General features: G+C 41.9%; 12 protein-coding genes. 5 read left to right on the plus strand and 7 right to left on the minus strand.

Annotation, left to right across the window (positions count from 1 at the left end):
- Nucleotides 1-75: 75 nt before the first annotated feature.
- Nucleotides 76-3,282 carry a T9SS type A sorting domain-containing protein gene (locus tag IPO83_11630; GenBank protein MBK9731915.1) on the minus strand — a complete coding sequence of 1,069 codons (3,207 nt, stop codon included), beginning with the start codon at nucleotides 3,280-3,282 and terminating at the stop codon, nucleotides 76-78.
- 603 nt (nucleotides 3,283-3,885) lie between these two features.
- On the opposite strand from IPO83_11630, the gene IPO83_11635 reads away from it, so the two are divergent.
- The 4 genes from IPO83_11635 (at nucleotide 3,886) to IPO83_11650 (ending at nucleotide 12,483) form a co-directional block, all read left to right on the plus strand.
- On the plus strand, nucleotides 3,886-4,533 hold the full coding sequence (locus IPO83_11635; GenBank protein MBK9731916.1) for an NAD(P)-binding domain-containing protein: 648 nt from the start codon (nucleotides 3,886-3,888) through the stop codon (nucleotides 4,531-4,533).
- A 111-nt stretch (nucleotides 4,534-4,644) separates the two neighbouring features.
- Nucleotides 4,645-5,139: a 6,7-dimethyl-8-ribityllumazine synthase gene (locus IPO83_11640; protein MBK9731917.1), complete on the plus strand. Its 495-nt coding sequence runs from the start codon at nucleotides 4,645-4,647 to the stop codon at nucleotides 5,137-5,139.
- Between the two features lie 181 nt (nucleotides 5,140-5,320).
- Entirely contained in the window at nucleotides 5,321-6,157 is an 837-nt protein-coding gene (locus IPO83_11645) for an MBL fold metallo-hydrolase (GenBank protein MBK9731918.1), read from the plus strand.
- 425 nt (nucleotides 6,158-6,582) lie between these two features.
- The gene (locus IPO83_11650; GenBank protein MBK9731919.1) at nucleotides 6,583-12,483 is read left to right on the plus strand and encodes a VCBS repeat-containing protein; all 5,901 of its coding nucleotides are present in this window, start codon (nucleotides 6,583-6,585) and stop codon (nucleotides 12,481-12,483) included.
- 599 nt (nucleotides 12,484-13,082) lie between these two features.
- Here the strand turns inward: IPO83_11650 and IPO83_11655 are convergent.
- The 5 genes from IPO83_11655 to IPO83_11675 form a co-directional block, all read right to left on the minus strand.
- A complete protein-coding gene (locus tag IPO83_11655; GenBank protein ID MBK9731920.1) occupies nucleotides 13,083-14,630 on the minus strand; it encodes a 4Fe-4S binding protein in 1,548 nt (515 codons plus the stop codon).
- Nucleotides 14,627-15,982: an NAD(P)/FAD-dependent oxidoreductase gene (locus IPO83_11660; GenBank protein MBK9731921.1), complete on the minus strand. Its 1,356-nt coding sequence runs from the start codon at nucleotides 15,980-15,982 to the stop codon at nucleotides 14,627-14,629. Before IPO83_11660 ends, IPO83_11655 begins: the two co-directional genes overlap by 4 nt.
- A 187-nt stretch (nucleotides 15,983-16,169) precedes the next feature.
- Nucleotides 16,170-17,354, minus strand: coding sequence for a hypothetical protein (locus tag IPO83_11665; protein ID MBK9731922.1), 1,185 nt, complete (start codon nucleotides 17,352-17,354; stop codon nucleotides 16,170-16,172).
- Nucleotides 17,355-17,867: 513 nt separating this feature from the next.
- Nucleotides 17,868-19,814: an ABC-F family ATP-binding cassette domain-containing protein gene (locus IPO83_11670; GenBank protein MBK9731923.1), complete on the minus strand. Its 1,947-nt coding sequence runs from the start codon at nucleotides 19,812-19,814 to the stop codon at nucleotides 17,868-17,870.
- Between the two features lie 412 nt (nucleotides 19,815-20,226).
- Nucleotides 20,227-21,771, minus strand: a complete 1,545-nt coding sequence (locus IPO83_11675; GenBank protein MBK9731924.1) for an aldehyde dehydrogenase family protein — start codon at nucleotides 21,769-21,771, stop codon at nucleotides 20,227-20,229.
- Nucleotides 21,772-21,970: 199 nt separating this feature from the next.
- Here IPO83_11675 and IPO83_11680 point away from each other — a divergent pair, with 199 nt between their 5' ends.
- Nucleotides 21,971-22,162: a hypothetical protein gene (locus IPO83_11680; protein ID MBK9731925.1), complete on the plus strand. Its 192-nt coding sequence runs from the start codon at nucleotides 21,971-21,973 to the stop codon at nucleotides 22,160-22,162.
- Between the two features lie 37 nt (nucleotides 22,163-22,199).
- Here the strand turns inward: IPO83_11680 and IPO83_11685 are convergent, their stop codons facing one another.
- The gene (locus tag IPO83_11685) at nucleotides 22,200-25,298 is read right to left on the minus strand and encodes a M1 family metallopeptidase (protein MBK9731926.1); all 3,099 of its coding nucleotides are present in this window, start codon (nucleotides 25,296-25,298) and stop codon (nucleotides 22,200-22,202) included.
- Nucleotides 25,299-25,458 lie beyond the last annotated feature (160 nt).

Raw genomic sequence — 25,458 nt, forward strand, 5'->3', positions numbered from 1 at the left:
TTGATTTTTCTTCTGAATAAAGAATAAAAAGGACTGTGAGTAAAAATTCACAGTCCTTTTTTGTGTTAAAGAAAGTTATTCAATCACTACTTTCTTCGTAACAATTCCATCTTCAGAAATCATTTGTAAAAGGTAAACACCTGATGCAAGTTGATTCCGCTGAAGCGAAGCCTGGTAAGTGCCGGCATCAACTATTCCGCTAAATAATTCCTGAACTATTTTTCCCTGTACATCCAGCAATTCAAGTTGTATCGCTGATGTTTTACCAATCACATATTGAATAGTGGCGTTATTGCTCAATGGATTTGGAAATACATCCAGTGTGTTTGTGATTGTAATTACATCACCACCGGTTTTTACTGCAGACGTAGTAAAAGTTTTCGCAGCTGAAAAGACTGAAAAAACTTTGGGAGCGCTGCTGACACATTGTGTCCTTATTTTCCATTTATATTTTGTATTGGCAGTTAATCCGGTTAATGAATAAGTAGCGCCTGACGGAAAAACTTTTATCCAGGTTGATGCAGTGCTCACCTTGTATGAAAGCTGAAAGGCAGAACTGCAGGATGGTGGAAGCCAATTGAGCTTGGCACTGGTTGCAGTAATATTTGTAGTGGTAAGGTTAGTAGGTACAGGACAAGCTATATTAAGGTTTGAACCATTATCAGTTCCCGTAACCGAAGGATTAGAACCTATCACACGTATTCTATAGGCAGCACCAGACGCTGCTGAAGGAATGAGTGCACTGATGTTTCCGGAGGCGGTAGCATTCACACTTCCGATGTTGGTTGGAGAAGCAAAACTTCCGGTAGCATTGGAAAGTTGCGCTGTGAAGATATTTCCTGCCGTGAAAGCTCCGCTTGTAGTGTACGCAACGCTAATGTTTTCACCCGGACAAAAGGATGAAACGCCAAACGCAGTGGTTGCAATGGTAAGCGTTGGCGCAGTGCCTGCAAGATCGGTTTCATAAATGCCTCTGCCATAAGTTGCAGCAACCAGTTTATCAGATGTGTAATTGATTTCGAGTTCATGCACCATCACATTCGCAAGTCCGTCGTTGTAATACACCCAATCCGTTGTGTTGTCATCACGATAGTAAACACCGATATCCGTTCCGATATATACACGATTGGCACTTCCGTTTTCATACACAATTGTATTCACAGGCATGTTGGGTAACGTGCCTGAAACATTGGTCCATGTGCTTCCTGCATTTATAGAATGATAGACTTTATTTCCTGACGAATAACCACTAAAAACAACCCACAAATTGTTTGGGTCGGTATTGCTGACCGCAATGTAATTGATGCCCGCAGATGAGACAGGCAAGCCTGCTGTGATATCGGAAAAAGGAGCAGCACCATTGGTAGTTTTCTTTATCAATCCAAGCGAACTCGTATAAATGTAATTGGTGTTGGAAGGCGCTACGGCAATTGCAGTAGCATAATCACCTGCGTAAAGATTACTTCCCAGCACTGACCAGTTGCTTCCATTGTTGGTAGATTTATAAAGTGAAGTATAGCCAGCGTACATTTTATTGTGGTCAACGGGATCCATTATATACTGTGTCAGCCAGGCACCTGAGCTGGGTGCGACAAAACTAAAGGAGCTGCCTCCGTTGGTTGATTTGTAAATGCTACCGTATTGTGTTTCAATAAATACAATATTTGAATTGGTATAGTCCACTAATGCTTCCATACCATCAGCGCCATACACCTGCGTATAGCTGGTGCCGTCCCAGCGGTTGCTCCCATTATCCTGCCAGCCTGAATACACGATGGAAGGATTGGTTGCTGAAGTGGAAAGCCGGTAGATCTGGGCGATGCGCAAACCTGAACTGAGATCCGTCCATGCAGTGCCCTGATTTGTTGATTTAAAAATACCGCCATCATTTCCGGAGAAGATCGTTTGTGTGCTGCCGGGTAAAAATTCCAGTTCATGATTATCAGCATGGACATAATTAGTTGCTGTGTAAGGAGAGTAAGTTGAAATGGTTTGCCATGAAGTGCCGCCATTAATTGTTTTGGCAACATATAATCCACCAGCTAACAGTATGTCGGCATTTGCATCAGAACATTCCAACACCAGGTCGTAATAACCATAAAAGGTAGCTGCTCCACTGGGTGAAGCTTTTGTAACCCAGGTAGCGCCACCGTCAGCACTTCTTGAGAGTGTTCCTGATTCGCACAAAGCGTAAATCACCAAAGAATTAGCGGCTGATGTTTCGATAGAAATTCTTCCTGAGCCACATAGGTTATCTTTCATAATCGTCCAGGTTACCCCTCCATTCGTTGATTTGAGAATATCCTGGTTTCCTCCTGCATACACAGTGTTTGCATCGGCCGTATTGAACTCCATATCGTAGCAATGGTTCGCGTTAACCTGGGTCCAGCTTACACCGGCATCGCTTGTCCTGTAGATTCCACCTCTCGTGGCCGCCAATAGTATCGATGGATTGGCAGGAGAAATGATCAGCCGCTGAACAACTTCTTTGTTGCTTTGCGTATAAGTTAAACCAGTAGCTGTCCAGGAAGCACCGCCATCGGTGGATTTTAAAACACCTGAAGCATATACACCTCCCCAAAAGTCATTGTCTGATTGCCAGGTTGCTTCATATCCGTATCCATCGCCTGTTGCGATGTAAATATTGTTGGAGTTGGAAGGATCAATCGCAATATCCGCAATGCTGGTTACAGGAATGGAAGAAGTCACATCGCTCCACGAAGTACCTCCGTTAGTGGTTTTCCAGACGCCGCCGCCGGCAGCACCAAGATAAATGATGTTGGAATTGTTCGGATCAAAACGAATGACATTCACTCTGCCTACGCCACCGCCATTTCCGGGTACGTTTGCCGAACCAACAGATTGCCAGCTCGCAGATCTGGTAGAAAAAGCTTCGGGATGCGCTATTTTATAAGCATCATATTCTTTTAAAGCGATAGATGGATCAGGAAGATTTCCGGATGGAAAAGTTCTTGATTCCATCAGGTATTCCCAGCGCTTGAATTCATTGTAATAACTTTCTTCCTCATTGTCTTCGCCGGCAATTTCAGATTGCAGCTCCGTTTCATCGCGCTTGCCATAGTGGTTGTAAAAATTTTCCTGAATGGTATAAAAATTTGCCGGTGTAATTGATTTTGGTACCAGGTTTTTATTCGCCTGTTGTTGTGCTATTGCGATATTATTCACAAATAGAAAAAATATGGCTGTAAGGCCAAGGCGAATGATTTTGAAAAACAAAGAAGACTTGGCTTCCAATGAATGAATGTCAAAGTTGGTTGTCATAATGAAGAGTTTTTGGTGGCGGTGAAAAAAAGTAAAAACAAGAAAAAGTAGTTCAAATGGATACCAAAATTATAGATTGTTTAAAATGAAGAATATGAGAATTGTCATGTTAGATCAGCAATTAGCAAACTTTAATTGAAATTTTTTTAAAGAGCGTTGCACGTTGGTTCTTTGTTCAACCATTGTGAATAAGCGTAGAGTACCGGTAAAAAAGAAACGGAAGTTAGCACCTTAAATTGACAATTTAAGATAATTGAGTCTTTATGTTTTGCATGCCTGAGATTTGACTCCATTTAATTGGCAACAGACAGCCATAAGTAAAATTAAATGGTCTGTCTTTTGGTTCAGGATAAGAATTTCACAGCAATGGTTTTTACAGTTCGAATCCAGAGAAAGTTATGTCGAGCCAATAGTCTTCTTGTAATTGAATTCAACTGTTCTAATAATTTGTGCCTAAGTCCTGACCTGCGAAGGCAGTTGTTAAGTAATAAATCTTTCTATTTATCTTTCCTCATGAATCGATTAGATTTGGAGTCAAAACAAAGCATAGTAAATAAGACGGAAGACCTGATTTTTTATTGAATCTTCATAAAATTTAAAATCATGAACATAGCAATTCTCGGAACAGGTTCAGTAGGCAATGCTATAGGAACCAAACTCATACAGTCAGGACATATTGTAAAAATGGGTTCCCGCAATGCTGCCCATGAAAAAGCGCTGGCGTGGGTGAATAAGAATGGTGCGAATGCATCAACAGGAACTTTTGAGGCGGCGGCCGGCTTCGGAGAGATTATTATTCTTTGTTTGAATGGAGCTGGAACAGTGGACGCCCTGAATATGGCAGGCATTAGTAATTTCAATGGAAAAACCGTGATTGACATCACCAATCCGCTTGATTTTTCTAAAGGAATGCCACCGTCTTTATTTATTGGTAATACTGATTCGTTGGGCGAACTGGTGCAGCGAACTTTGCCTGAAGCTAATGTGGTAAAAACACTGAATATCGTAACTGCGGACGTGATGGTTAATCCCGCTCTCGTGTCGGGTAAAATTGATATGCTGATGTGCGGCAATGATGAAAATGCCAAAAATGTTGTATCGCAGATGCTGACGGATTTTGGCTGGAAGAACATCATTGATCTTGGTACAATTCAATCAGCCCGTTATATGGAATCGTTTGTATTGCTATGGGTAAACCTGATGCAAAAATTCGGAGATCCGTATTTTGGGATAAAGTTCGTGAGGAAGTAGTGAGTAAAGTCATTAGTCGTTAGTCCTGAGTCGTTAGTTAATAGTCATTCGTGCATCGGCATATTAAAACATAGGCACATCAAATTCCTAATTATTAATTCTTAATTTCCAATGTCATCCCGCTTAAAGAGCTTATCCGATTACCATCTTGATGAAATGCCTGATCTTTCGAATGCAAAAGTTGGTGTGATCGTTTCAGAATGGAATCAGGAAGTAACCAATGCATTATACAACGGCTGCAGAAAGACGCTTGTGGAATTATCATTGAAGAAAAAAAATCTGTTGAAAATTGACGTACCCGGAAGTTATGAATTACCGGTTGCTGCGAAATTGCTCATTGAATCAAAAAAATTAGATGCTATCATTTGTCTTGGTTGCGTGATACAGGGAGAAACCAGGCATTTTGATTTTATCTGCGATGCAGTAGCACATGGAATTATGGAACTGAACCTTCGTTATACCACACCTGTAATATTTGGTGTGCTTACCACCTTTGATCTTCAGCAAGCGCAGGAACGCGCAGGCGGCAAACATGGAAACAAAGGTATTGAAGCCGCTGTTGCTGCTGTAAAGATGATGGCACTGAAGAGGAAGTTGTTGAAGTGACTTTCTTAAATTGTTGTCTTGTTAATTGTTGTTGCATCTATTGGAAGAGTACAGCTATTATCCATTTCACTAAATTGCTCCATTGTTGCATTGCTAAATTGTTGTTGCTCAGATGGAGCCTCATAGCCAAAATGCAATTTGACAATTAAACAATTTAACAATTCAGCCATCCTCTCCAAGTATGCAACTCCACTCCCTCAACACCGGCTTCTTCAAACTCGATGGCGGCGCCATGTTTGGCGTAGTGCCCAAATCTATCTGGAACAATATCAATCCGGCTGATGAAAAAAATCTATGCACGTGGGGATTGCGGTGTTTATTGGTAGAAGAAGGAAACAGGTTGGTGCTTGTTGATTGTGGATTAGGAAATAAACAAAACGAAAAGTTTTTTTCACATTATGAACCACATGGCGATAAAAGTCTTGAAGTGTCGTTGCGTGATCTTGGATTTTCGCCGCATGATATTACCGATGTTTTTCTGACACATCTGCATTTTGATCATTGTGGCGGAGCGATAAAATATGACAACGAAAACAAACTGGTGCCTGCATTTAAAAATGCAATTTATTATTCCTGTGAAAAACATTGGGAAGCGGCCACACAACCTAATCAACGGGAGAAAGCTTCTTTCCTGAAAGAAAATATTCTGCCGATTAAAGAAAGTGGTCAGCTAAAAATGCTGCAGGATGGTGAGGAGTTGTTTCCCGGTTTCAAAACTAAGTTTGTGTATGGTCATACAGAAGCGATGATGCTTCCGCTGATTCAATATAAAAATCAAACGATCGCTTACATGGCCGATCTCATTCCTTCAGCAGGACACATTCCTATTGCTTATGTAATGGCGTATGATATCAGGCCGTTGATTTCTTTGCAGGAGAAGGAATCATTTCTGACTACAGCGGTGGAAAATAATTATGTTCTTTTCTTTGAACACGATCCGAAGATAGAAGCATGCACCTTGCAACAGACTGACCGCGGCATCAGGATGGGAGAGGAGGTAAAGTTGAACGCATTATAGGCGGACGATAGTTTCATTCAGAAAGAATTTATTACTATATTATTATAGCTGAGCATTCAGATATTTTTCTGCGCGCAAATTCAGTTACTGGCAGACAAAGCTCTTCTATGCTGCTAATATGCGCCGTTCGTCAGCTCAAGGCGACCACTTGAACATTCCCAAACGCATTCTGTTCATTGTTCCTGGTTTTGATGAAGCGTGAAGCTATATTTGTAAGGCATGACGATAACTACTTAATTACATCGGAAGAATTTGCGTTGAGTAAGAACAACGTGAAATCAGCAATTGGGATAAAGAATAAAACTGGTAGATTGCGAGCAAACACATTGATTAAATATTGATGCAACATTTTCCGGCAAATCATTTAGATAAATTAACTGCTCATGATTTCACTTATTATGTTTTAACGCTTAAATCAGCATCAGATGAAACAAGTTCTACTAAACAACAAATTGATCAGATACGTCTACGCATCCCGTAAAAAAATTCAAACTCCAGCGCCTAAGGGAAAAACGCATTTTAATCAAGACATTCTTGATATGCACCTGCCGCAATTGTTCAAAGTGCTGGTTGGATTTATATCATTGCATAAAAGAGAAGTAGTTCCGATCGCGATAGGTATCTGCCTCTTGTTATTTCAAGCTAATGCATCACAGGCGCAAAATTTTGCCGTTGTGCAGTCTAATCCGTTCTCATTGACTGCCGTTGCTGCCTATTCTACACCTGCATTTGCCGATTTGGATGGCGATGGTGATCTTGATATTATGGCAGGTGAACAATATGGCAACTATCAGTACTTTCAAAATACCGGAACAACTACCACTCCTGTATTTGGTGCTCTGCAAACCAATCCCTTCGGATTAACCGGTAATGGATATATTTCTACACCTGCCTTTGCCGACCTTGATGGCGACGGCGATCTGGATATGATGTCAGGGCATGGTCTTGGCAACTTTTACTACTTCCAAAATACCGGAACGGCTACTGCCCCTGTATTTGGTGCGGTACAAATCAATCCTTTCGGACTAACAAATATTGGAAATAATTATTCTGCACCTGCATTTGTGGACCTTGATGGCGACGGCGATATGGATATGATGTCAGGGCATGCTTTAGGCAACTTTCAATACTTCCAAAATACAGGAACGACTGCTGTGCCTGTATTTGGTGGGGTGCAATCCAATCCTTTCGGATTAACTGGTACTGTTAATGGCGGTCTCTCTAAAGTTACCTTTGCGGAACTTGATGGTGATGGTGATATGGATATTATGGCAGGTGAATTCTCTGGAAGCTTTGAATACTTCCAAAATACCGGAACACTTACAGCTCCTCTATTTGCAGCGGTTCAAACAAATCCATTCGGATTAATTAGTATTAGTTATTGGTCTGCCCCTGCATTTGCCGACCTTGATGGCGATGGAGATTTTGATTTAATGGCAGGGGATGGAAATTCCGCTTTCCAATATTTCGAAAACATTCCATGCACCCCACAAAATTTCTATGCTGATGCAGATGGTGATGGTTTTGGTAATTCAGGTGTATCAGTTCTTACTTGTATTGCACCTGCCGGTTACATAACTGATAATACCGATTGTAACGATGCAAGTGCATCCGTTCATCCCGGAGCAACGGAAGTTTGCAATGGTGTGGATGATAATTGCAATTCCCAGGTTGATGAAAACTTTACGATACCAACATGGGTAAAAATTGCCGCCGGCAGCTACCACAACCTTGGCATAAAATCCAACGGCACACTGTGGGCGTGGGGATTGAATACCGAAGGCGAATTAGGTGATGGAACTACCACAGACAGAAGCAGTCCCGTTCAGGTAGGAACTGATAATGACTGGAGCATTGTTTCGGCAGGTAGAATGCATAGCATTGCCCTGAAAACAAACGGCACGCTTTGGGCGTGGGGATCCGACTACTACGGCCAGTTAGGTGATGCATCGATTATTAATAAAACCAGTCCCGTGCAAATTGGCACAGACAATAACTGGGTGAATATTTCTGCCGGTCATTTTTATAACCTTGGATTAAAAGTTGATGGCACCATCTGGTCATGGGGATTTAATGACCTGGGCGAATTGGGCAATGGCACCAACGGCAACTCCACCAATATCCCTACGCAGATCGGAACAGCCAACGACTGGGCAGTGATTGCTGCCGGAGGTTCTCATGCGCTTGCCATTAAAACGAATGGCACGCTGTGGGCATGGGGTTACAATGGATACGGGGAATTGGGCGATGGAACAGTAACAGAAAGCGATGTTCCAATACAGATAGGAACAGATAATGACTGGGCTGTTATTTCAGGCGGCGGTGTTCACTCACTTGCAATCAAAACAAACGGAACGCTCTGGGGCTGGGGCTGGAACATCTATGGACAAGTGGGAGATGGCACTTCCTTCAATGCGCGAACTTCCCCTGTGCAGGCCGGAACTGATAATAACTGGGCAAAGATTGAAGGAGGCTCTTTACACAGCACTGGCATGAAAACCAATGGAACAGTCTATACGTGGGGACGCAATGTGGAAGGGCAGATAGGCGATGGCACATACAATGATACAGGAAATCCTATACAAGTGGGAACAAATAATACCTGGACAGCTATTGCAGGGGGCGATTTTCACAGCATTGGAATTAAATCATCAACGAACGAATACTGCAGCGCAGGACTCAACAACTATGGACAATTGGGAAATACCACTATAATTCCGCAGAACATTTTTCAGTGTATTTCCTGTACATACTATGCTGATAATGACCATGACGGTTTTGGCGCAGGGGCACCTGTGTTTATGAATTGTTCATGTGCTACGCCAACAGGTTACGCCACCACCAGCAACGACTGCGATGACAACAATGCGAACATTCATCCGGGAGGAATAGAAATTTGCAATGGTGGTATTGATGATGACTGCGATGGATTGGGGGATGATGCAGATCCTTCAATTACTGGTCAGAATACTTATTATGCTGATGCAGATGGAGATGGTTATGGTGGAGGCATTCTAATTCTTGCATGTGTTCAACCAGCAGGATCTTACTTAACCAATGATGATTGTGATGATGGAAATGAATCTACCCATCCCGGCAGTCCTGAATTCTGCAACAGTGCTGATGATAATTGCAATGGTCTGATTGATGAAGGACTGGTATTCGCTATCTTTTATATTGATGCTGATGCTGATGGATATGGAAGCAGTAACGATCCGGGTAGCGGATATTGCACAAACCCGGGAGCAAATTTCACTACATCACATACTGATTGCAATGATTTCAATAGCGCAATTCATCCCGGCGCAACTGAAACTTGTAATACAGTGGATGATGATTGCGACGGATTAATTGATGCTGCTGATCCTTCTGTAACCGGAGTTGGTACTTATTATGCAGATGGCGATGGTGATGGTTATGGTGGAGGTACTCCGATTCTTGCTTGCATTCAGCCCGCAGGAACTTCCTTGACCAATAATGATTGCGATGATGGAAATGAATCTACCCATCCCGGCAGTCCTGAATTCTGCAACAGTGCTGATGATAATTGCAATGGTCTGATTGATGAAGGACTGGTATTCGCTATCTTTTATATTGATGCTGATGCTGATGGATATGGAAGCAGTAACGATCCGGGTAGCGGATATTGCACAAACCCGGGAGCAAATTTCACTACATCACATACTGATTGCAATGATTTCAACAGCGCAATTCATCCCGGCGCAACTGAAACTTGTAATACAGTGGATGATGATTGCGATGGATTAGTTGATGCTGTTGATCCTTCTGTTATTGGTTTGAATACTTATTATGCCGATGCTGATGTGGACGGATATGGAAATGTGAATGCTTCCGTTTCCGCTTGCAGCCAGCCTTTTGGTTATGTTTCTAATGCTAATGATTGCAATGATGCGACCGATGCCATTCATCCCGGAGCAATTGAAACTTGTAATGGAGGATTTGATGATGATTGCGATGGATTAGTTGATGATGCAGATCCATCTCTTATTACCAGCCCGAGTATTTACTCAGCTATTGCAGCAGGGTGGAGTCACTCCCTATTTCTTGATTTCACCTATCCTGGAAAGCCTGGTTCTTGCGGATGGAATGGTTTAGGGCAATTGGGGGATGGAACCACTACGACTAGAACTACACCTGTTCAGGTGAGCGGATTAAGCGGCATCACTGCAATTGCGGGGGTAGAATTACAATCATTTTTTTTAAAGAATGACGGCACCGTGTGGGCAGCGGGAAGAAATGATGCATTTCAATTAGGTGATGGAACTCATACGAATAGAACTACACCTGTTCAGGTGAGCGTAGTAAGTGGCATCACTGCAATTGCGGGGGGATATTTTCATTCCTTGTTTTTAAAGAATGACGGCACCGTTTGGGCAACGGGGTCGAATTTATGGGGTCAATTGGGGGATGGAACAACTACGACTAGAACTATACCTGCTCAGGTGAGCGGACTAAACGGCATAACTGCAATTGCGGCGGGAGAAGAACATTCCTTGTTTTTAAAGAATGACGGCACCGTGTGGGCAACGGGAAGAAATATAGAAGGTCAATTGGGTGATGGAACCACTACGAATAGATCTACACCTGTTCAGGTGAGCGGCCTAAGCGGCATCACTGCAATTGCGGGGGGATTGTTTCATTCCTTGTTTTTAAAGAATGACGGCACCGTGTGGGCAACGGGAGATAATACTCATGGTCAATTGGGTGATGGAACCACTACGAAAAGAACTACACCTGTTCAGGTGAGCGGCCTAAGCGGCATCATTGCAATTGCGGGGGGAGCGTATCATTCCTTGTTTTTAAAGAATGACGGCACCGTGTGGGCAACGGGATGGAATGGCTATGGTCAATTTGGTGATGGAACCACTACGAATAGAACTACACCTGTTCAGGTGAGCGGACTAAGCGGCATCACTGCAATTTCGGCGGGGGCGTCTCATTCCTTGTTTTTAAAGAATGACGGCACTGTGTGGGCAACGGGAAAAAATAGCGACGGTCAATTGGGTGATGGAACCACTACGAATAGAACTACACCCGTTCAAACAAGAAGCGTAACACCTTCCTGGTATCTTGACGCCGATGGCGATCATTATTACACGGGCAGCGCAGTAGTACAGCATTGCAACCCTGGTGCAGGTTATACCACTACAGCATTATTGGGAGGTGGAGATTGTAATGATGGCAATTCGTCAATTAATCCCGGCGGAATTGACATCTGTAACAACCTTATTGATGAGGATTGCAACGGCATAGTAGATGATCACCCCATGACTGTAACCGTAAATCCCTCAGGTTCGGTTGCTCTTTGTGCAGGTTCAACACTCACGGCACTCACGGCCTATGGAGGCACTGGCATTACCTACAATTGGTATAGATATACAAATCTCATCAGCACAGGCAATGGCACTCAAACGTTCAGTGTTCAACAATCCGGTAGTTATACTGTTCACGTAAGCAACGGCTTTGGTTGCACTGCTGTTTCTGCTCCAACATTTGTTACAGCATTAAGCTTACCCTCCTTGGCTACTGCTGCGGTGGTCGGAGGCTCAAATGATCTTTGCGTCCATGCGAGTATTACGCTACAGGCCAATACCGGTTCAGGATTATTGTATATGTGGTTGAAAGGAGTTAACCCCATCACCCCTTCCACCACGAATTCAACGTATGTGGCCACCACTGCCGGTAACTATAAAGTGACTGTCACAGGCAGCAACGGTTGCAGCAAAACTTCCACTGCTGTGGCTATCGTGAAAACTCTGCCGGTGGCAACCATCACAGCATCTGGCTCGTTAGATTTGTGTGTTAACCCCAGCCTAACACTTACTGCAAACTTCGGAACCGGGTACACGTACCAATGGAAGAAGGGCAGCCAGACCGTTGGAACCAATCAAAGCTACTTGGTCGGAAATAGCTTCCTCAGTGCCGGCAACTATAAAGTAACAGTAACCACTCCCGGAGGATGCAGTACAACTTCTGCCGTAAAGACTGTTTCGAAGAGCTGTAAGGAAGGATCAGTTGCAAACGTGGAGAGAGATGTAGCGATGAATCTCTATCCAAATCCTACAAATGGAAATTTTATAGTAGAAATGAATTTACCAGGAGAGATCAGCGAAGAAAATGCAACCGTAAATATTCAACTGCTGAATCTGCTTGGTCAGCAGATGAAAATGATACAGGCTTCAGTAGTTGATGGAAAAGCGGAACAGGAGATTCACCTCGATAACAGCATTCCATCAGGAGTTTATTATGTAAAAATGTTGGTTGGAGATCATGTTTATCTAGGTCAATTAGTTTATCAGCGATAAATATTGGTACTAAACTGCGGCTCATAAAACTCCCTGCTTTTTTCAGGGAGTTTTTTTGTGGTTTTTATTTTTCTTCTGAGTGAGTAAGAAACTTCAAACAATGCCATCATTGCGATCCCGCCTTTAACTTCGTAAGAATTACCAAACAATGTATAGAGCGGGAGTAGCAATCTCCAAGGATTTAATTACCAAACCAATTTGAAAAAAAATGATGCATCAGGATATTGCTTCTCCCGCCAAAAACAGTGTTGCAAATCAGAGTGCTTGCAAGGCGGGATTACAATGACGTCCATGCAAATGCTTGATAATGAGTACCCAAATTTTGAATTGCAATTCCAATTTAGCCTTTTACTTGAATAGACGTATTTTTTTCCATTTTTTGAAATGGTTCTTACTCGAAATGACGGCGTTGGTTGGTCAGTGTTGTAAATGGAAGTGCTTTCTTAGCGAGATCGTTCGAAGAGCCCTTTGGATAATAACGGCGTTGATTGAGTGGCGACGCAAATGTTAAGGCGACTTAGATTGGTGACCTATTATCCGGCTTCGCCGCAACCATTTAGCAATTCAACCATTTAACAATTAATAGATGAAATAACCAATCACAATTTCACCTTCACCTTATCACCTGATATAACAATCACCTGCGAATCAAACCTTCCTTCCTCAGGTCCATTCTCTAATCTTAAAACTCCACGCGGACACACCGCCGCACACACACCACAACCTACGCAAGATGATCTAACTATATTTTCTCCGCGCTGTGCATAGGCACGCACATCAATTCCCATTTCGCAATAAGTGGAACAGTTACCGCAGGAGATACACTGCCCGCCATTTGTAGTAATCCTGAACTTTGATTTGAATCGTTGCATCATTCCTAAATAAGCTGCAAGCGGACATCCGAAACGGCACCATACACGGTTTCCCATCAATGGATAAAAACCTGTTCCCACTACACCTGAAAAAACAGAACCAATCAAAAAGCCGTACCACTGGTGCAGGTTGTTCGTAGCATTACCCAATAATTTATAGTCAGAAAAATAATTGATGAGAGTTGTACCGGTCATCACCACAGCAAAAGCCAATACGCCATGAACCATCCATCGTTCAATCTTCCATGCTTTTAATGATTTATCTGACAACTGCCGGAATGGATCACCTAATGTTTCTGCAAGTCCGCCACAGCCGCATACCCACGAACAATACCAGCGTTTGCCGAAGAAGTAAGATAACACAGGCACAGCAATGATGATAAGTGCAATTCCCCAAATCAACATGAACCATCCGATAGTTCCTGCCTGAATCATATTTTTCAGATTGTAATCATAAAAGAAACTGTAATTGAGCGGCCAGATGTTTTTAAAATCGTACCACGGCTTGTTGAGCGAAACAAGAATTTCAGGAATGATAAAAGCAAGTGCAGTTTGAAAAAACATCACAGAGCCTGTTCTTATTTGCTGATACGTATTGTGCCGGTACTTGAGCAGCATGCGAATACCCATTACAATAACTGCTATGGTATAAAGAAATCCATAGAGAAACCACTGACTGGCATCATTGCCGCTAAGAAACCTGCTAACAGGATCAACCAGTATAACCCAATTGGTGAGGTAGTAAGGAAACCAATAGAGCACGATATAAAACAGAATGAGCAAGGTACCAATCAATATTCCAACCCACCCGCGTGCATTTAATTTATCGAAATAAATATGGTTGTTTTTAATTCCTTTCAAACCCAATCCATATTTTGGAATGATATACAGCAATGCACCGAAGAAAATACATATCACAATCAGCAACAGCAATAATTTATTGTGTTCTTTAATGTATCCGCTGGTTGAATTTTTAGTGATGGCGAAAGTGTAGTCACTGTAAATTACTTTATCCCATTGTTGAGCAGTACGGTTTTTTGTATTGATGTCCGCTACAATTTTTTTGAAATCATTTGCGAAAGTAAATCCTGAAGAATAGTTTTTGTTAAGCATCGCTGTTGCTTCAGGTTGAATTTGTTGTAAGTGTGCCGAATCTGAAATTGTCTGCTGAAGGATTTCGCTGGTAAGCTGAAAACTGCTTCCAAAGAAACTTCCAAAAAACAATAACAAACCTGCCAGTGTAATGGCAATTCCTGATTTCATAATAATACTCATCGGCTTCCTGCTGATTGAAATGGATTTGAAATTTTTAAAAATAATCCACGCTTTGCTTTCACCTGAAGTTGAGTTGTTGCATGCTCTGCATTGAATTTATCAATGATAGATCGCTCATGTTGTTTATAAAATTCAGGATCAAAGTTGGCTTCCGGTAAATGTTCAAGTATATATTCTACGGTTTTCTTTTCACGAATCCATTGATCAAACGTCAAGTGCCGTAGCCGCATTCCTAAAACCATTACACCATTTATTGCATGTGAAACTTTATGAAAGTTGATGCGCAGGCTTATTTGTTTCCCGGGATTTTCCCAGTAAAATGTTTGCTCCTCTGCCTGCAATCCTGGAAATACCCAGCCATAGGTTTGATATTCAATATCAAAAAACTTTGCGGAGTTGAACCAATTGCCCGGAGTATATTCCATAGGCTGGTTACAAATAGTTGCAGCAACTGCTTCACCCATTATTTTCCCGGTGTACCAAACCTGTTCAATGTGCTTCCGGTTCGGTAAGCGTTCAGTGAATTCCGCGCAATCTCCGATTGCATACACATCCTGTATATTTGTTTCAAGAAATTTATTCACCACCACACCATGCCTGCAAGCGATACCACTTCCTTTTAAAAAGTCAATAGAAGGAGTTACTCCAATAGTAAGTCCTACAAACTGACACTCAATCATCTCATTGGTATCAGTTACCACTCCTCTTACACGGCCGTCTTCATCAGAAAGAATTTCAGCCAGTTTAGTTTTATTCCGGAGATCAATATGATGGTCCAGAATGTGTTTGTTGATCATGGTTGCTTCTTCCTGCGGTAACACACTTCCCCAGAAATGTTTTTCACGTACCAGGTAAGTCACCGGAATATTCCGTGACGCTAACATTTCTGCCATTTCAATTCCGATCAATCCACCACCTACAATCACAGCACGTTTAATATTTTTTGTATAAACTTCCATGCTTTCAAGATCCTGCTTTGAATAGAGGCCTTGTACACCTTTCAAATCCTGGCCGGGCCATCCGGATTTTTTAGGTCGTGAGCCGCTTGCGATAATTAGTTTGTCGTAAGTAATTGTGGCGCCCGTTTTTAAGATCAATGATTTGTTTTCAATGGCGACACTCATAATTTCATCCTGCATAAGATCAATACGGTTCTTTTTCCAGAACCAGTCTTCATACGGTTTTGTATGTTCAAATTTCATATGACCCATGTATACGTACATGAGCGCTGTGCGTGAAAAAAAGTATTCGCTCTCTTTTGAAATTACCGTTATGCGATGATCGCTTCCCTTACGAATGTGACGCGCCGCCGTAATACCTGAAATGCCATTGCCGAGAATAACGATGTGCATGAAAAAAAATGAGTTTGGAATATTACGAAAAAAGTGGCTGAGCAGGATTTATTTATCTGTCGACCAGGATCGACATCCATTATTATTGAAAAAAAATTATTACTGTATTGAAAATCGAATGAAAAAAATTAAAAGGGTTTCAAACCAATTTGGCTGAAACCCTTTCTCTGAAAATAATCAGGATTATTTATTGCTCTGCTTTCATTAACCTTTTTCTCTTTACAAACGATTCCCCTAATTGTTGTTTTACCTCCGGCTCTTTCACTTTTTCCACCTTTATTGTACTGGCAGAAAATTGCCCTGAGGATTGATTAGCTGCATGCTTTGCCACTTGTTGTATTGAAGGAATTACAAAATTTGCCTCAGGCAGACTTACTAATTTTGGCTGTGGGTTCACTTGCTTCGGTTCTCGCTTTGGCGGTGCTACAATGTTCGGTTGTTTCACATTGTTATTTGCAGGTTTCTCCTCCTTACTTTGTACAGGGATTTGTTTTGTAGCAGGAGATGTTTTGACTGAAGTATTTGACTTTGGCTGATCCTGAAGTGATGATTGGATGGATGCAGGTTCCTTCTTTTTCATAACGGCAAGATCAGTCACTTTCTTTGGAACAGGTGTTGATCCATTCGCATATGTTTTCTCTACACGAGGTTTATAGATGCTCAGTTGACCGTTGCTCATACTTTCACCGGGTGTGCTGCGATCTTTAATTGTTACAGCGATGATAGGAGTGCCTGTAACTTTTTGCGCAACATCACGATCTGGCCCATATGAATAAGTGATGTGTTCCTTCTCGTTCACATACGTGCGATTAATGATCGCAGTATTTTTGATGTTGGTCACGTTGTTAGTGCGTGGAGCATAATAATTAGGGATGTCGCGCCTGGTAATATGCGAACTAGGTGCGAAGACCCACCATTCATTCGGTACTTTATAACCTGTCCCAAACGCAGCATTGATGCTGATGCCCGGTTTTAACGGAGCCCATCCATAATAGTCAGGACTTGATCTCCATACCACCCAGGCGGGTCCCCATACAGAGTCCGGAACCCAGAGCCAGCCATAAAAAGGATCAAACAACCATCTGCCGTAATGGAAAGCCGCCCAACCCCACGAATAATCTGATACCCACGTCCATCCGTATTCAGTAAATATCCAATGTCCGGCCGTAGCATACGGACTGAATCCGGGTCCTGCATTCGGCAACCATACATATCCGTGGTTTGGGTAACTTACCCATGAACCATATGGACTGAGTTGATCGTAAAAAAGCTGGTAGCTGACTGCAATTTGTGCTGAAGCTTTAGCTGGTATCACCCACATACTCGTTGTTATCACAGCAAGTATTGCAAACATTTTAACGAACCTTTTCATAATACCTGTTTTTATTACAGCGGCACGTTTGCAAACGCCGTTCCATAACCCAACTGCGAAATTTTAGAGGTACGATTGTGGTTCGATAACGGATAATGCATACCTGTTTTCATAGAAGAAAGCCGCAATTGTTAATATTTATCCAATTATAATTCTGTTATAAGTGAACTGTACAAAAAAGCGATTTTGAATGATTTCTGCACGCATATACCTATCCTGAATAGGATTATAGTATTATATTTTATACTATATGTTCAGTCGCAAAGTCGTTGATTAAAAATTAATATTGCTATAATCCTGTTTTTCATAAATATTATCTCAAAACAGCAAAGAAACTTCAGACGGTTTATGATTGCAGGTTGATAAATCAATCCAAAAACCTGTTTTGATATTAGAACTTTCCAGACCTTATATCCAGGTATTTAAAATAAAATTAATAAATTAAAACTTTTTATTATTCGGGCTTTGTCTGTGTTCTTCACCGACCACTACATGTAATTACAATACAAACGATTAATTATTCCTAAACCTTTCCAATTCAGCGCCCAACTTTTCCCAGCGACTCATTTCTTCAGCAAGTTGTTGTTTGTGTTTTTCGTAGTGCGCATAAATTTCTTTCGATTCATTTGCACTCAGCAATTCAGGTTTTGAAAGTTTTATTTCAACATGTTCAATGCTTGTTTCCAGTTCAGCAATCTTTTTTTCAGCATCTGAAACCTGCCGCTCCAGTTTTTTGAGGTCTTTTTGTTTCTGCTTGTCGTTGGGTGAATTGGAATTTTTGTTTTTTTCTTCCACGCCATTTTTTTTCCCCGATGCAAGCAACCCTCTTGATAATTCCAATTCCCGGAAGGAAGCTTTTTTCTGTGATTCTAAAAAATCATACACGCCACCAATATATTCCCTGATGCTGTGATCACGGAAGTAGAAAATTTTGTTTACCAACCCATCCAGGAAATCACGGTCGTGAGAAACAACTATGAGTGTTCCCGAATAATTATTCAATGCTTCTTTCAGCACTTCTTTAGAACGCATATCGAGGTGATTCGTCGGCTCATCCAGCACAAGGCAATTCACTGGCTCCAGCAACAATTTTGCAAGTGCAAGACGTGATTTTTCTCCACCTGAAAGCACTTTTACTTTTTTATCTACATCATCGCCACGAAAAAGAAACGCGCCCAGCAGACTGCGAACACGTGCACTCATTTCTGAAGGCGCAATTTTATCAATTGTATTGAATACTGTTTCATCACCATTTAAACGATCTGCCTGGTGCTGGGCATAGAAACCAATCTTCACATTGTAGCCGGGCGTTACGTCTCCATCAGCAGGTTCTTCGCCCACCATAATTTTTGCCATGGTGGTTTTTCCTTCACCATTCTTTCCTACAAATGCAATGCGATCGCCGCGGTTTACATGAAACGTGATATCTTTCAGAATCACTTTGTGACCATAGCGTTTGGTAACATGCTTTGCTTCAAACACCAACTGACCGGAACGTGGTCCTTCCGGAAAACGAAAACGGATAGCGGAATTATCTTCATCATCCACTTCAATGCGTTCTGTACGGTCGAGCTGCTTGATGAGTGACTGCGCGAATTTTGCTTTTGATGCTTTGTACCTGAATTTTTCAATCAGCACTTCCGTCTGACGGATTCCTTTGTCCTGATTTTTTTTCTGCGCCAGCAAATGATCCCTGCGTTCTTTTCGCAGGTCCACAAATTTTGAATAGGAAGCCGGATAATCATCAATGTTGCGGTTAATGATTTCAATCGTACGGTTGGTTACGCGATCTAGAAATGCGCGATCGTGCGAAACAAGTAATACAGCACCTTCATATTCCTGCAAAAATTCTTCAAGCCAGATGATGGCTTCAATATCAAGGTGATTTGTTGGCTCATCCAACAAAAGCAAATCAGGTTTCTGCAACAACAGTTTTGCAAGTTCAATCCGCATCTGCCAGCCGCCGCTGAATTCAGCCACGCTTCTCGAAAAATCAGTTCGGGCAAATCCTAAACCTACCAGGATGCGCTCCATCTGTTCTTCTAATTTACCAACTCCGAGAATTTCGAGTCGGTGACCTACATCATGCCATTCAGTAAGCAGATCCATGTAGTCAGGTGCTTCATGACTGGTATGATGACTCACACGCTCGGTCAGGTCATCGTATCTTTTCTCCAGTGCTTTAATTTCCTGAAAAGCAGTTTCTGTTTCTTCCAGCACGGTTTTATTACCATGAAAAGTAAGTTCCTGAGAGAGGTAACCGCGGGTAAATTCTTTCGGAAAGGAAATATTACCGGTATCAGGGTTGCTGTTTCCTGATAAGATCTTCATCAGCGTTGACTTGCCCGCACCATTTCTGCCCACGAGGCCGATACGGTCTTTGTCATTTATGAAAAAGGAAACATCCTCGAAAAGTGCTTCACCGCCATGAAAGACGGAAATGTTGTTAATGGAAATCATAAGCGGCAAAGGTAAGTGGAAAGTTGATTTATGATTTTATGAATGTTGATGATGTGGAAAGTGGGAGTAATTGTTTCGGGATTGGGAGATTCAAAGAGTATGATCGAATCAGTTTTTATAGGAATAAATTCTGTTGGGAACATTTCATGCGTCCGTGGAGATTGCTTCTCCCCAGTCAATGCCGGCTACTCATTGTGCATTTTTGAATTTTTCATTTTGGCATGGTCTGGGGATCGCTCGAAGAGTCCTTTGTGCAATGACGGCGTTCGTTAGAGTGTCAGTCCTAAATTAGGATGACGGCGTTGATTGAAATGCTTTGTAACAAAGAATCATTGAATACTTGAAAGATGCGATTATTCTCCGGCTTCGCCGCAACCCTGTAGCAATTTAACCATGTTGCCATTCATTCACGTCAAATATCAAACTTAATCCCCTGCGCCAACGGCAGCGTTTTACCATAGTTAATGGTATTGGTCTGCCGGCGCATATATGCTTTCCAACTATCGCTGCCTGATTCACGTCCGCCACCGGTTTCTTTTTCGCCACCGAAGGCACCACCGATTTCCGCGCCGCTGGTGCCGATGTTTACGTTGGCAATACCACAATCGCTTCCGGTATTTGAAAGAAAGTGTTCCATCTCCATCATATTTTCCGTAAAGATGGCGGAGGATAATCCCTGCGGTACATCATTGTGCAGGTGAATGGCTTCCTCCATCGTTTTGTATTTCATGAGATAAAGCAAAGGTGCAAAGGTCTCCTGCTTCACGATAGCAAGATTTTCTTTTACCTCGGCCATGCAGGGTTCTACATAGCAACCGGAGGTATATCCTTTTCCCTGTTTTACATTTCCACCAATCAGCACCTTGCCACCCTGAGTTTTTACTTTATCAATGGCGGAAAGGAAATCATTCACCGCACCTTTATCAATCAACGGACCTACATGATTATCGGTATCCAATGGATTGCCAATGCTCAACTGACTGTAAATTTTCGTCAGTTTCTTTTTCACTTCTTCATATACTTTTTCATGAATGATCAATCGACGTGTGGTGGTGCAACGCTGTCCAGCTGTGCCCACCGCGCCAAATGTTACTGCCCGAATGGCGAGATCAAGATTTGCATTTTCAGAAATAATGATGGCATTGTTTCCACCCAATTCAAGAATGGAACGACCTAAACGTTCTCCCACTTTTTGTGCTACCCTAATTCCTACACGTGTTGAACCGGTTGCGGATATCATCGGGATGCGTTTGTCCTCCAGCATCACATCACCCACTTCGCCGGAACTTCCTGCCACAAGACATAAAACACCTTCAGGCACATTATTCTTTTTCAGCACTGAAGCAATAATCTGCTGCGTAGCAACGGCACACAACATAACTTTGGAAGAAGGTTTCCAAACCACTACATCGCCACAGGCCAATGCAATCATCGCATTCCACGACCAGACGGCTACCGGAAAATTAAAAGCGGAGATTACGCCGATGATACCCAATGGATGCCATTGTTCATACATACGGTGATTAGGTCTTTCACTGTGCATCGTAAGGCCGTATAATTGACGTGAAAGTCCGACCGCGAAATCGCAGATGTCTATCATCTCCTGCACTTCGCCCATTCCTTCCTGCAGACTCTTACCCATTTCGTAAGACACCAATGCGCCAAGCGCTTCCTTGTTTTTACGAAGTTCATCACCGATCTGGCGCACTACTTCGCCGCGTTTGGGAGCAGGAATATTTTTCCATTCGCGAAAAGCTTTTTCTGCGGTGGAAACCACTACTTCGTAATCAGTGCGTGAAGCCAACCGGATCTTTCCGATCAGTTTTCCGTCTACCGGAGAATAGGATTCTAATGTTTCACCTGAGGTTTTTAACCAAGCTGCTCCGGTTGAAGCGCCGGAGGAAATGGATTTTAATTTTAGTTTTTTGAGGAAGCTGGTGGAGACTTTTGTGGCCATGATTTAAGATTATTATCGATTCGATTTTTTTGACGAGCGCAAAAATAGGACATCTTGGGTGGTTCTGAATGAAACGGAGAACTAAAAAATAAAACATTTCTATTACGCGTAAGTTCAATTGCAATTATGAGCAGCTGAAGTGCAATTAAATTTCGAAAGCCGCAACCGGGAGATAACTTTGCTGAAAATTTCAGAAAGCATGAAACCCTTTCACGAATCGCTGCTTGCAAGAATTGCAGGGTATATAATTATCGCTTACCTCGCTTTTATTGTGATCGTGAAGATGGGTGGTTATGATGGCGGCAGAGTGCCCTGGTCAAATATCTATTTCACCACCTTTTTTGCATTGGTGTACTTGTTTTTTGTTTTCCTGCCCTGGAGGAAAAAGTAAATGGGCTGTTTTTTATGAAACCAGCACGATTACCCTGTTACAAAGTTATATTCCGGATTATTTTGAAAGGATGAAGCTGATTGATATTGACGGTAAACGAAATCCGCTTATACCACTTATCATAAAATTCAGTGCTGTTTAAATTCAACTTCATGTCGTTCGAAAAAAGCAATGGAAAATATACTTCCACTATGTTTGGAACAAGTGTGAATCCGATTCCTGCATCAAATTGAAATGATTGATAGTTGTTATTATCCGGCGCAATGCCTGCATCACCAAATGCAAAAAGCGGTGTGAAAAACGGCAAAGGAATTTTCGCATTCAGCGATAGCAACCACGTATCTGATTTCCCAAGTTCAGGTTGTACGCCATCCGTTCGCAATTTAAATCCACCTTGTTCTATGGCAACTTGCTGCGATAAAAATCCGGTGGACTCCGTTCTTCCAAAATAAACTTCATCAAAAAGATAATCCTTCACGCCGGTGGTAGCACCTAAATGAAAATCCGCAACTGTTCCTTCTTCCGGCGAAACAAGCATAACGCCTGTGAATAATCGAAGATTGATGCCTGTTTTTTTCCTGGGATAAGTGAAAGTGTAGTTTCCTTCAAAAAAAGTCTTCAGGTAAAAATCTTCACCTTCATTGGTTCCTTCTTCCAGCGAAATGGAAAGTGCAAATGGATTCAAGACTCTTTTGTTTTGAAGAGCATAGGTGAGCTGATTGAAAAACTGGTGACCATACCTGGCGTGACTGTAAAAACTTTCCGGGGCCTCCTGCAACACATAAATATTTCTATATGTGATCGATTGATTTACCGGGCTGCGTGCTTCACTTTTTCTAAGACCTAATTGCACTTCCTGCGTGAATTTCATAAAACGATACACGTTGTCTCCTTCATCACCATAAAAGGAATCGTTGATGTAGTCAAAGGATTTTGCGGATGAATTAATATCAATCCTGCGAATGAAAGATGTTTTTGGAAAAAGCTGCAGGTTGATTTCTCCTGATCCAATAATACGGTTGCTGCCAAAAGCGTAGGAAGGCATCACTACAAAACTCAGTGGTTTTCCCGGCAGAAATGAATTGTACAAAGCAAGACCCAACCACGTTTTGTCATAATTATTCCATCCGATGGTTGGCGTAAAAAAAAGTTGGGTGCGTTGCGGATTGTCTAAACTGCCAAGCCATTGCAGCCTGAACTTCTCCACATTTGGCAACAATCCGGATGTTCGAATGGTATTGTTTTTCCTGTTGACTTCCGGTTGATCGGATTTTTTATCAATGCGGAATGCATCATAATCACCTTCCGGAAAAAGAACGTCCATCTTTCCGTTAAAACCACCATACCACATTTCAACTGCCGGAAGTTTATTTTTTATGGCTGTTATTGAAAACGGTCCTTTTATTTCCGCTTTGTTCCTAATGGTAAGTTTCCGGAAAGTTCTTGTTCCGATGTTAGTGGTGTCGCCTACTTTCACCAGTTTATAATCAAGATACTCATTCGTTTGAATGGATTGATTAAAAAACCAATCGAACTCTTTATGTGTGTTTGTTTCGAAGAAATTTTTAAGGTCTTCCGGATACGGATGCCTGAATGCCCATTCATTATAAAACTGATGCATCAACTCATCATAAATTGGAGTCGTTAAATAAGCTTCGAGATATTTAAAAACAATCGCAGTTTTTGCATACACAATGCCTCCATAATTAAGGGAAGTGAATGCTGTAGCATTGATATCCATCGGTTGATCTACATGGCGATAGGCCTGAAAAGCATAGATGAGGTAATTCTGATAACTACGTTGATAAGAAGTTAGATCGAATGGCTTTGCCAGCACATTGGGCACGAGGCCTTCATCAGGATATCTGGTTTCAACATACCGGTTTTCGTAATAGGAGTTAATGCCTTCATCCATCCACGGATGTTCACGTTCATTAAATGCAAGAATTCCGTAGAACCAATTGTGACCTACTTCATGTGCAATTACTGTCTCCAACGATTTATTATTTCCGAAACCACCACTCACTACCGTAATCATCGGATATTCCATGCCATCACCTGCCTGCAATGCGCCTTCTACAGCAGTGGCCTGTGGATATGGATAATCACCCACCCATTTTGAGTAATAGATAACTGCTGAATCCACAAAGTGAATGGCATGTTTCCATTGGGCCGCATGTTTATCGAGAAACATAGTCCATGTAGTGATGGTGGAATTTTTTCCCGGTAGGTCAACATGACTTTTCATTACATGATATCGCTTATCAGCAAACCATGCGAAATCGTGCACATGGTCGGCAACATATTGAAGTGTTTTTGTTTCGTGATCAGATGGAGGAAAGCTATTATCATCTTTGTTTTTTTCAAAAGGGGAAGGCGGCGGTTCATTGCCACTTTGTTTCCGGTTTTCAAATTTCCTTTGGTTGGCCTGCGCAAGTGAATCAAGCCACTTGTTTTCAGTTTCATTCAGAAGTGTTCCGGTGGCGCCGACTACATAATTTTTCGGCAGTGTAACCGATACATGAAAGGAACCGAACTCTGAATAAAATTCTCCCTGATCAAGATAAGGCATTGGGTGCCACCCGAAACGATCATACACTGCAGGCTTTGGATACCATTGTGTTATCTGGTAAGACTGGCCTACATGACCGAAGCGTGAAAAAGTTCTGGGAATTTTTACGTGAAAAGGAGTGGTGATGGTGATGGAACCTTCCGGCAATAAAGGTTCGGTCAATAAAAGTTTTGCAATATCGATGTTTGTGGAATCATAAATTGTTGCTGCAGTGTGATCATTAATTCTGAAATCAAGTTGATCAATATAACCACGATCCTCTGGTGCTGCATAATGAAATTCTGTGCTTCCATTTTCCAATTCCTGCTTTGCGAAAGCTGTGCTGTTATTTTTATAAGCGTTAGGCCATAGATGAAACCAAATATATCGCAGCGTATCCGGTGAATGATTGATGTATTCGATGGAAATAGTGCCGGTTAAAAAATGAGTGCTGTCATTCAGTGTAACCTGAATGTTATAATTTACTTCCTGTTGCCAGTATGCTTTAGTTTTTTGAGCATACAGCGCAGAGGAAATGAATGAAAAGAAAATGACAACCGGTAATCGAAGCTTAAATCTGTTCATGGATTTTGAAACAATGTAATTCAAGTGACAACACTCAAACATCGGTTATTCAAATCAATATGAAAGCAATTCTTACTAAAAACTTTTCGATGAAGGTGGGTAATGAAAATTGTTTCAAATTTGCCGCTGTGGAAAAGATGACGCTGATCGTATACAGATT

The sequence above is a fragment of the Chitinophagaceae bacterium genome (genome assembly GCA_016717285.1).
GTDB lineage: Bacteria > Bacteroidota > Bacteroidia > Chitinophagales > UBA10324 > JACCZZ01.